The organism is Streptomyces sp. NPDC021080 (genome assembly GCF_044333225.1).
Taxonomy (GTDB): domain Bacteria; phylum Actinomycetota; class Actinomycetes; order Streptomycetales; family Streptomycetaceae; genus Streptomyces.
In genome coordinates, this window is record NZ_JBIRQM010000011.1 from 149,252 (window position 1) to 162,007 (window position 12,756).

The 12,756-nt window shown below is 72.2% G+C and carries 13 protein-coding genes; 5 read left to right on the forward strand and 8 right to left on the reverse strand.

Going from position 1 to position 12,756, the window contains the following annotated elements; genetic code table 11:
- Positions 1-246 precede the first annotated feature (246 nt).
- On the forward strand, positions 247-777 hold the full coding sequence (locus ACH4S8_RS26730) for a hypothetical protein (protein WP_398398290.1): 531 nt from the start codon (positions 247-249) through the stop codon (positions 775-777).
- A 220-nt stretch (positions 778-997) separates the two neighbouring features.
- On the opposite strand, the gene ACH4S8_RS26735 is transcribed toward ACH4S8_RS26730, so the two are convergent.
- Together ACH4S8_RS26735 and ACH4S8_RS26740 are read right to left on the reverse strand one after the other, a co-directional pair.
- Positions 998-1,351, reverse strand: a complete 354-nt coding sequence (locus ACH4S8_RS26735; protein WP_398398292.1) for a hypothetical protein — start codon at positions 1,349-1,351, stop codon at positions 998-1,000.
- A 171-nt stretch (positions 1,352-1,522) separates the two neighbouring features.
- Positions 1,523-2,467 carry a helix-turn-helix transcriptional regulator gene (locus ACH4S8_RS26740; protein ID WP_398398294.1) on the reverse strand — a complete coding sequence of 315 codons (945 nt, stop codon included), beginning with the start codon at positions 2,465-2,467 and terminating at the stop codon, positions 1,523-1,525.
- A gap of 39 nt (positions 2,468-2,506) precedes the next feature.
- Between ACH4S8_RS26740 and ACH4S8_RS26745 the strand changes: the two genes are divergently transcribed.
- Complete coding sequence (locus ACH4S8_RS26745) at positions 2,507-3,085, forward strand: hypothetical protein (protein ID WP_398398296.1); 579 nt, start codon at positions 2,507-2,509, stop codon at positions 3,083-3,085.
- Positions 3,082-3,573 carry a hypothetical protein gene (locus ACH4S8_RS26750; RefSeq protein ID WP_398398298.1) on the forward strand — a complete coding sequence of 164 codons (492 nt, stop codon included), beginning with the start codon at positions 3,082-3,084 and terminating at the stop codon, positions 3,571-3,573. Before ACH4S8_RS26745 ends, ACH4S8_RS26750 begins: the two co-directional genes overlap by 4 nt.
- A gap of 29 nt (positions 3,574-3,602) precedes the next feature.
- Here the strand turns inward: ACH4S8_RS26750 and ACH4S8_RS26755 are convergent, their stop codons facing one another.
- Both ACH4S8_RS26755 and ACH4S8_RS26760 read right to left on the reverse strand, forming a co-directional pair.
- Positions 3,603-4,319, reverse strand: a complete 717-nt coding sequence (locus ACH4S8_RS26755) for a class I SAM-dependent methyltransferase (RefSeq protein WP_398398300.1) — start codon at positions 4,317-4,319, stop codon at positions 3,603-3,605.
- 5 nt (positions 4,320-4,324) lie between these two features.
- Complete coding sequence (locus ACH4S8_RS26760; RefSeq protein ID WP_398398302.1) at positions 4,325-4,630, reverse strand: 4a-hydroxytetrahydrobiopterin dehydratase; 306 nt, start codon at positions 4,628-4,630, stop codon at positions 4,325-4,327.
- A gap of 672 nt (positions 4,631-5,302) precedes the next feature.
- Between ACH4S8_RS26760 and ACH4S8_RS26765 the strand changes: the two genes are divergently transcribed.
- Together ACH4S8_RS26765 and ACH4S8_RS26770 are read left to right on the forward strand one after the other, a co-directional pair.
- The gene (locus ACH4S8_RS26765) at positions 5,303-6,142 is read left to right on the forward strand and encodes a helix-turn-helix domain-containing protein (RefSeq protein ID WP_398398304.1); all 840 of its coding nucleotides are present in this window, start codon (positions 5,303-5,305) and stop codon (positions 6,140-6,142) included.
- Between the two features lie 171 nt (positions 6,143-6,313).
- Entirely contained in the window at positions 6,314-7,177 is an 864-nt protein-coding gene (locus ACH4S8_RS26770) for a helix-turn-helix domain-containing protein (protein ID WP_398398306.1), read from the forward strand.
- Here the strand turns inward: ACH4S8_RS26770 and dnaK are convergent.
- The 4 genes from dnaK to ACH4S8_RS26790 form a co-directional block, all read right to left on the reverse strand.
- The gene (gene dnaK / locus ACH4S8_RS26775) at positions 7,171-9,084 is read right to left on the reverse strand and encodes a molecular chaperone DnaK (RefSeq protein ID WP_398398309.1); all 1,914 of its coding nucleotides are present in this window, start codon (positions 9,082-9,084) and stop codon (positions 7,171-7,173) included. The two genes, ACH4S8_RS26770 and dnaK, sit on opposite strands and share 7 nt — an antisense overlap.
- A 143-nt stretch (positions 9,085-9,227) precedes the next feature.
- Positions 9,228-9,656: an OsmC family protein gene (locus ACH4S8_RS26780; RefSeq protein WP_398398311.1), complete on the reverse strand. Its 429-nt coding sequence runs from the start codon at positions 9,654-9,656 to the stop codon at positions 9,228-9,230.
- Between the two features lie 164 nt (positions 9,657-9,820).
- Positions 9,821-11,557: a hypothetical protein gene (locus ACH4S8_RS26785; protein ID WP_398398633.1), complete on the reverse strand. Its 1,737-nt coding sequence runs from the start codon at positions 11,555-11,557 to the stop codon at positions 9,821-9,823.
- A 65-nt stretch (positions 11,558-11,622) separates the two neighbouring features.
- Positions 11,623-12,684, reverse strand: a complete 1,062-nt coding sequence (locus ACH4S8_RS26790) for an ATP-binding protein (RefSeq protein ID WP_398398313.1) — start codon at positions 12,682-12,684, stop codon at positions 11,623-11,625.
- Positions 12,685-12,756 lie beyond the last annotated feature (72 nt).

Consider the following 12,756-nt stretch of genomic DNA (forward strand, 5'->3'; position numbering starts at 1 on the left):
GGTTTATTCAGGGGGGGGCACCGGGCGGGGGGGGTGTGGTCCCCGCGGCGCCCCCCCCCCCCCCCCGGGGGGGGGGGGGCCGGCGGGCCCCCCCCCGGGCGCCCCCGCGCCCGGCCGAACACGCGTCGCGCACCGGTCCGGTCCGTAAAGTCGATCACGCCTGCGCCACCTGTTTCACCGATGATTCACGCCTTCTTCACATCACTCGATATCGTCACCCCACCACGAACCATCCCTGGGGGGACCATGTCGTACAGTCGGCCGCCGCACGAGATCGAGCGGCCACCCGTGACACCCGGATCCGCGCCGGAGCCGGCGAGAACCCGCTGGGCGCGGAAGCGTCATGTGCTGCCGGCGATCGCGGTCGCGGTCCTCTTCGGCGTCACCGCCTGCGGCAGTGACGGCGGTGACCAGAGAAACGGCACCACGAAGGTCGCGGCCGCCAAGGTGCGGCCCACCGTGACCGTCACCGCGACGGCCACCGTCACCGCCACGGTGACCGCGGAGCCTGAACCGGCACCGACGGTGACCGCGACGAAGACGGTCAAGGTGAAGGTCACCGTCACCGCGCGAGCCGCATCGAACAGCGGCTCCGGAGGCGGCGGCAGCGGCGGAACCAGCACGGGCACCTGCTCGATCACGTCCAACGCCGGGAACTGCTACTCGGCGGGCCAGTACTGCCGCAACAGCGACCACGGCGCCGGCACGACCACCGCGGGCGGCACGAGGATCACCTGCGCATACCGGTCCGGCGGGTGGCGCTGGACGTACAGCTGACGGTCTGCCGCAGTACGGGTACGGCAGCGCCCGACAGCAGCGAGCCCTGCCCCGGTGCATCACGCCGGGGCAGGGCTCCAGCAGCATCCCCGACTTGTTCGTCGTTGAATGCCTGATGGGATCAGCGTAGCGGCGGCCACTGACAACGCCTTCGGAACGCCGGTCCGGGCGACGGGCTCGGACTCCGGGCTCGGACTCCGGGACAGGGGTCCCGCGCTCGTCACGGTGATGTCAGCGGCCACGACTCGCACGAGGGATCCGCGACGCAGTCGTCCACGGACTTCCGGTCCCGCGTGGCGCGCTCCAGCTCGGCCTCCGAGAACATCTTCAGCTGATCCGGCAGCCCATCGCACTCACCGGGCCGGGAATCGACGCTGTCGCCCGGGTCGTAGTCATCCGCCGACATGACCCCGACCCAGGCGTCCACGCAAGCCTGGTGGTCCCGTGCGGCCGAGGCCGCGGAGGGTTTCGCCCCGGCGACCGGCCCGCCGGGACCGCTGTCGCCGCCGAGGCCGGAACAGCCGGCGAGCGCGAGCCCGGCGGCGGCGAACAGGGCGGTGACGGAGCAGCGCATGGATCCCCCCGGGGTGACGCGGTGTCGGGGTCCGGACGCTAGCGGCGGTGAGACGGCCGGGTCCGCGTATGGGCCGGGCGTCACTCGGCCGTGTGTCACCCGAACGGGGAAGTTCCCCGGCCGGCAGCGGGTGGCGTCGAGCTGGAGGCGCCCCGACGGCGCAAGCTCTCCCTACCCGTATCTGCGGGCCAGCTCGGCGACGGTCCCGGCGATGCGGGCGCGCAGTTCGGGCGGCTCCAGTACCTCGACGGCGGTCCCGAGCCGCAGGAAGTCGTCGTGGGCCTGGTCCAAGGACTCGACGGGGACGGTGGCCAGGGTCCAACCCCGTTCGTCCGTAAGGCCGTCGGCCTCGACGGCCCGTCCGGCGGGACCGCTCAGGTCGGTTCCGGGCGCGATCCGCACGACCGCCTCCGCCCGGTGCAACCGCTCGTGGAAACCCCGCTGGTAGGCGGTCCAGTACTCCGCCAGGTCGAATCCCTCGGGCCGGGTGAACTCCGCTTCGGACGAGTGGAGTTCAAGGATCTGGTCCACCCGGAAGGTGCGCGGGCCCGGGCCGGCGACGACGTACCAGCGGCCCGCTTTCAGGACCAGGCCGTACGGCTCCAGCCGACGCTCCACGTCGGTGGGTTCGCGCCAGCGGCGGTAGCGGACGTCGAGGACCCGGCCGTTCCAGACGGCGTCGGCGACCGCGGTGAGGTACGGGGTCTCGTCGGCGTCCGCGTACCAGCCCGGCGCGTCCAGGTGGAAGCGGCCGCTCACCCGGTCCGCGTGCTCGCGCAGTTCGCGGGGAAGGGCGGCACGCACCTTGAGCTGGGCCGCGGCGAGCACCGAGCCGAGTCCGAGTTCGGCGGCCGGCCCGGGCACGCCGGCGAGGAACAGGGCCTCGGCCTCCTCGGTGGTGAGGCCGGTGAGACGGGTCCGGTAGCCGTCGAGCAGCCGGTAGCCGCCCGCGTGTCCCGCGTCGCCGTACAGCGGGACGCCCGCCGCGCTCAGCGCCTCGACGTCCCGGTACACGGTCCGGACCGACACCTCCAGTTCTTCGGCGAGCTGGGCGGCGGTGAGCCGGCCGCGGGTCTGGAGCAGCAGCAGGATCGAGATGAGACGGCTGGACTTCACTGACACAGGATGTCAGTGAAGCGGACCTAGCGTCCTGCCATGACTTCAGCCACGTCCACGCCTTCCACGGCCCCCGCGGCGCCTGCGGGCCCGGCGCCTTCCGGGCTCCCCGCGAGCTCCGGCGCACCCCCGGCCCCCGCCGCCTTCCGGGAGAAGTTCCTGACCGTGCCGCCGCCCGTCGAGACGGCGGGACGGCGGATCAAGCGGTACCACGTGACCGCGGACCCCGCCGGAATCGAACCGGAGGTCGAAAGGGCGGCCTACGCGATGCTGCCGCGGCTGCTTCCCGAGCCGGACGGCACCCCGCCCGCCACGTTCGCCGTCCTGCACCGGGGTGGCGACGACAGCGCCTACCTCTGCGCGTACAGCTGGGTCTGGGACAACGTCCTGCACTTCCGGGCCGCCGCCGCGGGCCAGCCGGTGCTGGGCTGTCCCGACCGGGACCCGACGAACTTCGCCGTCACGGAGCTTCCGTGGATCGGCTGCGTCTGGGAGCTGCCGCCGATCCTGCACGAGCGGAACGCCTGGGTACGGCATCTGCTCTCCCCCGAAGTACCCGACCTCGAGGCCTACTTGGCCGACTCGCTGCCCGAAGGAACCACAGGGGACCGCGCATGAACGACGCCCGCGACAACGCTCCGGCCGCGCACGACTTCGACTTCCTCCACGGTGACTGGGACGTCGCCCACCGCCGCCGTACCGACTTCCTCGACCCGGACAGCGACTGGGAGGAGTTCCCCGCGGTCAGCCGCTGCCGGCCCCTGTTCGGCGGTGCGGCGAACCTCGACGAGATCGACGTGCCGAGCCAGGGGTGGACGGGCCTGACGCTGCGGCTCTTCGACGTGGAGACCGGGCTGTGGTCGCTGAACTGGTCGTCCAGTCGCAGCGGTCGGCTGTTCCCTCCGGTGTTCGGGCGGTTCGGGCCGGACGGGCGCGGCGAGTTCCACGGCGACGACACCCATGACGGGAAGGAGGTGCGGGTGCGGTTCGTGTGGTCGGGGATCTCGGAGACGACGGCACGCTGGGAGCAGGCGTTCTCCGTGGACGGGGAGGAGACCTGGCTGACCAACTGGACCATGGACTTCACCCGGAGGAAGGCCGGCTGACGTCCGGGTCCGGCCCCGCTCCCGCACGTTCACCGCCTGCGATAGGCCCGCAGGGTGAAGTCCGGTTCGCGGCGCGGGACATCGGGGCCCGGCAGGGTCTCGACGCGCTCGGCGAGTCGGGGTCCGCCTGCCGCGTAGAGCCGGCCGCTGCGGATGTACTGGGCCACGCGACGCGGGGTGCGGCCCTGGCCGTGGCCGCGGAAGATGGCCGTGCCGCTCGGGACCAGGCCGTGCCCGGCGGCGTACTCCGTGATGCGTTCGGTCCCGTCCTCGGCGTGTTCGGCTCGGCAGTCCGCGGTCAACACGTCGATGTCGCTGCCGACATGATGGGACGCGTCCTTGTCGACGGTGGTGACGAACACACCGCCGGGACGCAGGAGGCGTGCGGCCTCGGCGACGACGGGCCTCGCGTCGTCCAGCAGATGCAGCAGCCAGACGGCGCACACGACGTCGAACGAGCCTGCGGGGAAGGGCAGTCGACGGGCGTCGGCGCGGACGACGGCTCCCGGCAGCCGCTCCGCCGCCCGGCGTGTCATGCCGTGGGCCGCGTCCGCTCCCGTCACCCGCAGCCCCGGCCGCGCGGCGGCGAGCCTGCTCGTCACGATGCCGGTGCCGCAGGCCAGGTCGAGCAGGTCCCGGGCGTCGTCCGGGACCAGCGCGAGCACGGCGGCGGCAGCGGCGACGGCCCGTGGCTCACCGCCCCGCGTCGCGTCGTACCCGTCCGCTTCCCTGTCGTAGTCCAGCACGGCGGTCAGCTCGCCCCGTGCGCCGGCGCGAGTTCCTCCACGCGGCGGGCGAGGTCGAAGTCGAGCGTGGTGACGGCGCCGCCGACGCTGTGGGTGTTCACGGTGAGGGCGATCGTGTTGTAGCCGAGGGTGAGGTCGGAGTGGTGGTCGAGTTCCTCCTGCACCTGGGCGATGTGCACGACCATCGCGGTCGCCGCGAAGTGGGTGCCGAGCCGGTAGGTGCGGGCGAGCCGGTCGCCGTCCAGTGACCAGCCGGGCAGCTCCGCCAGCCGCTCCTCGATCTGCTCGGGCTCCAGCGGTTCGACGGCCATGGACGTGATCCCTTCGTACGGCGGGTGAGGCGTGCGGGGCGGTGGGTCCGAGGTGGAGCGCGGGGTGTCGGACCGGCGGCGAAGGGCGACCGGAGCAGCCCTTCGCCCAGCGTGCCACAGTCGGCATCCCTCGGCAGGACACACACGGCGAGGTGGCTGACCTGCGACGGCCGGACGGGGTGCCCGCCGGTCACCGGCCGGAGGACCGCGCCGGTGACGGGGCCGCCGCCGGCTTCGCCGTGGCGGGCGGCCGACGGGCCGCGGCCCGCGTCCTCGGGTGGGCCGGACGGCGGACTCGGGGGGCGGACGGCGGGCTCGGGGGCAGAGGGCGGACTCGGGGGCAGAGGGCGGGCTCGGGAGACAGAGGGCGGGCTCGGGGGCAGAGGGCGGGCTCGGGAGACAGAGGGCGGGCTCGGGAGACAGAGGGCGGGCTCGGGAGGCAGAGGGCGGGCTCGGTTGCTCCGCCGCCCGGCGAGTCGGCCGCTTCGCGAGCCGGCCTCGGCGCTCCGGGCGCGCCCGGGTGCACTCCGGGCGTACTCCGGGCTCGTTCGAGCTCCGCTCCGGTCCCGCTCCGGGTGCGTTCACCTCCGTGCGGGCTTCCGTCCGGAGCCGTTCGCCCGGACCGTGATCGTGGGGCGGGCCCCGGTCCGTCGCGTCGGCTACGGTCGTCGCATGAGCATCGACCCGTCCGGTCCCGTCACCGCCCCGAGTGCCGCCACCGGCAGCGGTGTCGGACCGCTGTTGCGCGGCTGGCGGGAGCAGCGGCGAGTGAGCCAGCTGGAGCTGGCACTGCGGGCGAACTCCTCGGCACGGCACATCAGTTTCATCGAGACGGGCCGCTCCCGCCCCAGCGAGGAGATGGTGCTGCGGCTCGCCGGACATCTCGACGTACCGGTCCGGGAGCGCAACGCGCTGCTGCTCGCGGCGGGTTACGCCCCGCACTATCCGGAGACCCCGCTCGACGACCCGTCGATGGACGCGCTGCGCGAGGGCATGGAGCGGCTGATCCAGGGCTACGAGCCGTATCCGGCGCTGGTGGTCGACGCGACGTACGACGTTCTCGTCGCGAACCGCGGCATCGCGATGCTGCTGGACGGTGTCCCCGAGCGGCTCCTCGTGCCGCCGCTGAACGCGATACGGCTGACCCTGCACCCGGAGGGCCTGGCGCCGCGCATCCGCAATCTGCGCGCGTGGCGGGACCATCTGCTCGCCCAGATGAACCGGCAGATCGCGCTGCGCCGTTCGGAGCCGCTGCGCGCGCTGTACGAGGAGGTGGCGGCGTTCCCGGTCCCGGACCGGGACGCGGCGGTGGACGACGACGGGCCGCTCGGCCCCGCCTCCCGCTTCGCGCTCCCGTTGCTGATCGAGCACGAGGGCCGGGTGCTGTCGTTCCTCTCGTCCATCTCGACGTTCAACACCCCGATGGACGTGACGGTCTCCGAGCTGGCCATCGAGACGTTCCTCCCGGCGGACCCGGCGACGGCCAAATACCTTCACGCGATGAGGTCATGACGGTTGTCCACCGGCGGCCGGTGGCCGTCGGCGGGCTGATGCGGCAGACGGACGCAATGGCGTACGGTGCATCAAATCGCCCTGGGTGTCGATGTGTTGGGGTCAATCGATGATGGTTCCGCACGGACATGGCACACTGCACGCATACTTCGGCGCGTGGGGAGGCGTGGCGTGAGTGAGCGGCGGCCGGCACCCACGGTGGGGCAGGTGGTGCTGGGGCGGCGGCTGCAGGAACTGCGCGAGGCCGCGGGTCTGAAACGGGAAGAGGCGGCGCGTGTCCTGCGGGTCGCGCCGGCGACCGTGCGGCGGATGGAGACGGCCGAGGTCGCCCTCAAGATCCCTTACGTACAGGTCCTGTTGACGACGTACGGTGTCGCCGACGACGAGGCGGAGACCTTCGTCGCGCTGGCCGAGGAGGCGAACGAACCGGGCTGGTGGCAGCGGTACCACGACGTGCTGCCGGACTGGTTCAGCATGCACGTCAGCCTGGAGGGCGCGGCCCGGCTGATCCGCAGCTACGAACCGCACTTCGTGCCGGGGCTGCTGCAGACGGAGGAGTACGCGCGGGCCGTGCTGGAGGCCGGGACGGTCGGGCAGACGGGCACCGAGGCCATCGACCGGCATGTGGCGCTGCGCATGAAGCGGCAGGCGCTGCTCACCCGCGAGAACCCTCCCCACCTCTGGGTGATCATGGACGAGACGGCGTTGCTGCGTCCGGTGAGCATCCGGGGCGAGGTGATGCGCGACCAGATGGACCGGCTCCTGGAATGGGTCGAGCTCGATCATGTCACCTTGCAGGTCGCCGAGTTCGCGGCCGGTCCGCACCCGGGGACCTACACGTCCTTCGCGCTGTTCCGCTTCGCCGAGCGGGAGCTGCCCGACATCGTCTACAGCGAGTACGTGACCGGCGCGCTCTATCTCGACGCGCGGGAGGAGGTGGCCCTGCACCTGGAGGTGCTGGACCACATGTCCGCCCACGCCGCTTCCGCCGAGCGCACCAAGGACATCCTCCGGGAGTTCCGCGAGCGCTACTGAGCGGCCCCCGGACCACCGGGTCCTCGGCCGTCCTCGCGTTCCTCGTCCACGATCTCCGCGTCCACCACGACGTCGTCCTCGCCCGCGGCCTGCTCGGTGGGCGACCCCGTGGGCGACTCCGTGGGCGGCCGGTCGTGCGGGGCCGACTGCTGCTGGGCCTGGGCGTACATGGCCTGGCCCATCTGCTGGCTGACGGTGGCCAGTTTCTCGATGGCTCCGCGCAGGGCGGCGGTGTCGGTGGAGGAGTCCCCCAGGAGCTGTTTCAGTTCGGCGGCCGCCGATGCGACCTCGGTCTTCGTGTCCGCGGGGATGCGTTCGTCGTTCTCCCGGACGAACTTCTCCGTCTGGTAGACGAGTTGCTCTCCCTGGTTGCGGGCCTCGGCCGCCTCCCTGCCCCGCCGGTCCTCCTCGGCGTACTGCTCGGCCTCGCGCACCATGCGGTCGATGTCGTTCTTGGCCAGGGCGGAGCCGCCGGTCACGGTCATCTTCTGCTCGCGCCCGGTGGCCAGATCCTTCGCGGAGACATGGGTGATCCCGTTGGCGTCGATGTCGAAGGCGACCTCGATCTGCGGGACACCGCGGGGCGCGGGCGGCAGTCCGGTGAGGTCGAAGACCCCGAGCTTCTTGTTGTACGCGGCGATCTCGCGCTCGCCCTGGTAGACCTGGATGCCGACCGAGGGCTGGTTGTCGGCGGCCGTCGTGAAGATCTCCGAACGCCGCGTGGGAATCGTGGTGTTGCGCTCGATGAGCGTGGTCATGATGCCGCCCTTGGTCTCGATGCCGAGGGACAGCGGGGTGACGTCGAGGAGAAGTACGTCCTTCACGTCCCCCCGGATCACACCGGCCTGGAGTCCGGCACCCAGAGCCACGACCTCGTCCGGGTTGACGCCCCTGTGCGGGTCCTTGCCGGTGAGTTCCTTCACCAGGTCGGTGACGGCGGGCATCCGGGTGGATCCACCGACCATGACGACATGGTCGACGGCCGACAGCTTGACACCGGCGTCCTTGACGGCCTGGTGGAAGGGGGTCTTGCAGCGGTCGAGCAGGTCGGCTGTCAGCTCCTGGAACTGGGCGCGCGTCAGTTTCTCGTCGAGGTGCAGCGGGCCTTGGGCGGTGGCGGTGATGTAGGGCAGGTTGACGGTGGTCTCGGTGGACGAGGACAGCTCGATCTTGGCCTTCTCTGCTCCCTCGCGCAGCCGCTGCAGGGCCATCTTGTCGTGTCCGAGATCGATGCCGTGCGCGGCCTTGAAGCGCTGCGCGAGGTGCTCGACGATCCGCTGGTCCCAGTCGTCCCCGCCGAGCCGGGTGTCACCGTTGGTCGCCTTGACCTCGATGACCCCGTCGCCGATCTCCAGGAGCGAGACGTCGAAGGTGCCGCCGCCCAGGTCGAAGACGAGGACGGTCTGTTCCTCCCCGCGGTCGAGCCCGTACGCCAGGGCCGCGGCGGTCGGCTCGTTGATGATCCGCAATACCTTCAGGCCCGCGATCTCGCCCGCCTCCTTGGTGGCCTGGCGCTGCGCGTCGTCGAAGTAGGCGGGCACGGTGATGACGGCGTCCGTGACGTCCTGGCCGAGATAGGCCTCGGCGTCCCGCTTCAGTTTCTGCAGCACCCGCGCCGAGAGTTCCTGGGCGCGGTAGCGGGTGCCGTCGATGCTGCCCTTCTCGGGGAACCGCCAGGTCACATCGCCCATGTACCGTTTCACGGACCGCGCGGTGCGCTCCACGTTCGTCACGGCCTGCCGTTTGGCGACCTCGCCGACCAGCACCTCGCCGTTCTTGGCGAAGGCCACCACCGAGGGCGTGGTGCGCGCTCCCTCGGCATTGGCGACGACGGTCGCCTCACCCCCCTCCAGGACGGCCACCACCGAGTTCGTCGTACCGAGATCGATCCCGACCGCACGTCCCATGTCCGTCCCCTTCCGCCCCGGCTCTGCCCGCCCTCAAGCACAAAACCTGTGTTCTCGCTTGTCAATGGCGCGGACGGCCGCACAGGGGCGGACATGCCGGTGCCGCGCCCCCACGGACAGGACGCGGCACCGGAGTTCGGACGTCAGGCGAGCTTCGCCGACAGGGTGATCGTCGTGCCGGTCAGGGCCTGGCTGACCGGGCAGTTCTTCTTGGCGTCCTCGGCCGCCGCGGCGAAACCGTCGTCGTCGAGGCCCGGCACCGTGCCCTCGACCGTGAGGTGGATGCCGGTGATGCCCTCGCCGGGCTGGAACGTGACGTCGGCGTTGGTGACGAGCTTGGTGGGCGGCGTCCCGGCACCCGCGAGGGCGTGCGACAGCGCCATGGAGAAGCAGCTGGAGTGGGCTGCCGCGATCAGTTCCTCGGGGCTGGTCTTGCCGTTCGCGTCCTGGGCGCGCGAGGCCCAGGTGACCGGCTGGTCGGCGATGGCACCGGAGGAGTCGAAGGTGACGACGCCGTTGCCCTCGAGCAGGTTGCCTTCCCACACGGTGTGTGCGGTGCGCGTGGTTGCCACGATGATTCCTTTCGGGTGTGGTCCCGTTGCCGGGGTCCGTGACTCCCATCCGATCACACCTGGGCCCGGTACACCCCGCGGTTCGGGCGGCGACCTGCCGGTGCGTGTCCGGGATTTCGCCGGCGAGGACCGCGGCGGGCCGACCGGGGCGGCGCGGCAGGAACTCAGGTCACCCGGAAGACCGGCCCGCGGGCGGTGAACGGGAGCCGTGCGCCGTGCGGCACCAGATAGGCGTGCTCGCGCCGCACCCGCAGCACGTCGCAGTATCCGTCCGTGATCACCAGAACGGGCGCACCCGGCGGGAAGTCGTCGGCGCGGTGCAGCAGATCGATGCCCGGCTGCAGCACGGTGCCGCCCCGCCCGTGCACCCGTACGCGTCCGGCGATCTCCGTGACGGGCAGATAGCCGGCGTCGTGCGGGGCCGCGTCGCAGAACACGACCCGGGCGGCCGGTACGTCGCGGGCCTCGGCGTACGAGGCGATGGCTCCCAGTGCCTTGCCGAGCAGGACGCGGTCCATGGAGGCGGAGGTGTCGAGCACGACGCCGAAGGTGCAGCGGGCGATCTCCTCGGGCGGGTACCAGCGGCCCGCGCGCGGGATGTCCGGGGTGGCCGCCTGCCGGCGGGAGGGACGCGCGTACGACCGCAGCGGCTCGGGCCGGGGCACGAACTCGTCGAACCAGCGGGCGAGCCGGGCGTCCCAGGGCAGCGGCGGGTGGCTGAGCGCCCGGATCTCCTCGACCAGGCCGCCGGGCAGGAAGCCGCGCTCCTGCTGCTGGTGCAGATCGAGACCCCGGGCCAGGCCGCGGCGGTAGAACTCGTCGAGGTCGACGTAGTCGCGCGGCGCGCCGAGGGGCCCGCCGAGAATGTCACCCGTCCCCTTGCCGCGCAGGGTGGCCAGGCGGCGCATGCGGCGCATGTCGCCGACGATCCGGTCGTACACCTCCTCGGCCGACAGATCCTTCAACTCCGGCTCGTGGAGCAGCCCTTCGGGCATCGTGCCGACCTGCATCCCGCACAGCCAGCCGTTGATCACATAGTCGGCGGCGACGTTGAAGAGGTACGGGTCCCGGGTACCGCAGCGGTCCCCGTGGCGCAGGGCGGCGTGCAGCATCTCGTGGGCGAGGACGAACCGCCATTCCTCGTCGCTGAACCGCCGCAGCGGGTTGATGTAGATCTCGGCCGCCGCGGTGTCCACGGCGGCGACGGAGATGCCGTGGGCGCGGGCGAGTTCGGCGTCGGCGACGAGGGTGATGCCCGCCGCGAGGCCGCCGAGCAGCGGGTAGGAGGAGACGAACCAGCTCAGCGCCCGCTCCCAGGGCCGGAGCGGGACGGGCCCCTCGCCCATGGAGGCGCGTCTGCCGCCGGCCACGTCCATCGCGGCGGACATGGTGCTGGTCAGCCCGTGGGCGAAGGCCACCTGCCAGTCGGCCGGCGTGGCACCGTTCCAGACGTTCCAGGGCACGAGCACCTGGTCCGGGTCGCCGCCCGCCGTGCCGCAGTGCTCGTACCGGGGCGGGATGCCGTCGCGGCGCCAGACCGCGGCGAGCCGTTCCTCGTCGCCGTCGGGGTAGGCGGCCGGGAGGTCCTCGGGGGCCGGTCCCGGCGAGAAGCCGAGGAGGAAGCGGTTCACCACGACGCAGCGGGCGGCGAGGTCGAAGCGGTCGGGCTGCTCGCGCGTCCCGGCCGCGGCCGGGACATGGCCGAAGCCCAGATGGATGACGGCGTGCGCCAGGGCCCAGGCCCAGGCGGCGGGTTCGGCGCGGCGGGTGGGGTGGACGTGCAGGGTCCCGTTGGAGTCGACGGTCACCAGCCCGCCCCGGGGAGCTCGGGCGCACGTCTCCTCCCGGCAGACCCGGAAGCCGACGGCGTCCAGCGCCGGATTGGCCCGTGCCAGCCGCATCCCCTCGGCGAACGCCTCGGTGGCGGGATCCGGCTTGGCCTTGGTTCCGGCCTTGCGGGAACGGCTCACCGCCGCGCCTCCACCAGGCGCGGCATGTCCCGGGCCGCCTCCACCAGGAACCACGCGGGCAGGACGGGATTGCCGTCGGCGTCCGAGGCGATGACGCTCTGGGCGACCTCGACGGATATCTCGGCGAGCTGGATGAGCAGGGACTTGGCCCGGTACGCGGTCTGGCGGGAGTTGGCCGGGATGTGGTCCCGGCCGGCCGGGAGTTCCTTGATGAGCCGGCCGCGGAAGGACTCCGCCAGGTAGTAGAGGAGATCGCGGTCCTCCATGTGGGAGGGCCAGCGGGCGTCGCCCTTGAGGATGGCCTCGATGCCGAAGCGGCTGCGCACGATCTTGACGTAGCCGCAGAACGCGACCGCGTGCGCGGGCGTCAGCGTGCCGTGGGCGATCACCCTCAGGGTCTGCTCGTCGATCGCGGGACCGAAGGAGCCCAGCGCGTCGGAGAGCATGTGCCAGGAGCGCGGCGTGGAGAAGGGCTCCTCCGTCTTCGGCGGCTTGGACCACAGGTGGTCGGGGCGGTCGGTGAGGTGGTCGAGCACCCAGGGGTGGATGTCGTTCGCGGCGGCCCAGGCCAGCCAGTCCTTCGGAGAGGCCTCCAGATGGACGTGGGTGAGCCGGTTGACCAGCGCGGAGGCGATGGGGCGGGCCAGCGCGTTGTCCGTCGAGCGGTTGCCCGCGCCGATCACGATGGAGCCCTTCGGCAGTTCGTAGTCACCGATGCGGCGGTCCAGGATCAGCGAGTAGAAGGCCTTCTGCACGTCGGGGGTCGCCGCGTTCAGCTCGTCCAGGAACAGGCAGTACGGCTCGTCGCGGGCGATGGCCTGCGGCGGGCAGAAGACGGAACGCCCGTCGCGGATCTGCGGCACGCCGATCAGGTCCTCCGGCGCGAGCTGCGTGCCCAGCAGGCTCACGCACTCCAGCCCCAGAGATTCGGCGAACTCCCTGACCAGGGAGGACTTTCCGATGCCCGGGGCGCCCCAGAGGAAGACCGGCCGCACGGTGGCGAGACCGAGAAGCAGCTCCGGGACGCGGGAGGGAGTGACGGTGACGGCTGCCTGCACAGGCGAACTCCTCGAAGAGGTGCGAGAGGTGGTGGTGACGGTGCGGGTGGCACGCGGGCGGAGGCGCGACGT

Bases quoted from the DNA above. Each gene is read 5' to 3' on its own strand.
- ACH4S8_RS26730 (WP_398398290.1), top strand. From the start codon at position 247: ATGTCGTACAGTCGGCCGCCGCACGAGATCGAGCGGCCACCCGTGACA.
- ACH4S8_RS26735 (WP_398398292.1), bottom strand. From the start codon at position 1,351: ATGCGCTGCTCCGTCACCGCCCTGTTCGCCGCCGCCGGGCTCGCGCTC.
- ACH4S8_RS26745 (WP_398398296.1), top strand. From the start codon at position 2,507: ATGACTTCAGCCACGTCCACGCCTTCCACGGCCCCCGCGGCGCCTGCG.
- ACH4S8_RS26750 (WP_398398298.1), top strand. From the start codon at position 3,082: ATGAACGACGCCCGCGACAACGCTCCGGCCGCGCACGACTTCGACTTC.
- ACH4S8_RS26760 (WP_398398302.1), bottom strand. From the start codon at position 4,630: ATGGCCGTCGAACCGCTGGAGCCCGAGCAGATCGAGGAGCGGCTGGCG.
- ACH4S8_RS26765 (WP_398398304.1), top strand. From the start codon at position 5,303: ATGAGCATCGACCCGTCCGGTCCCGTCACCGCCCCGAGTGCCGCCACC.
- dnaK (WP_398398309.1), bottom strand. From the start codon at position 9,084: ATGGGACGTGCGGTCGGGATCGATCTCGGTACGACGAACTCGGTGGTG.
- ACH4S8_RS26785 (WP_398398633.1), bottom strand. From the start codon at position 11,557: ATGCGGCTGGCACGGGCCAATCCGGCGCTGGACGCCGTCGGCTTCCGG.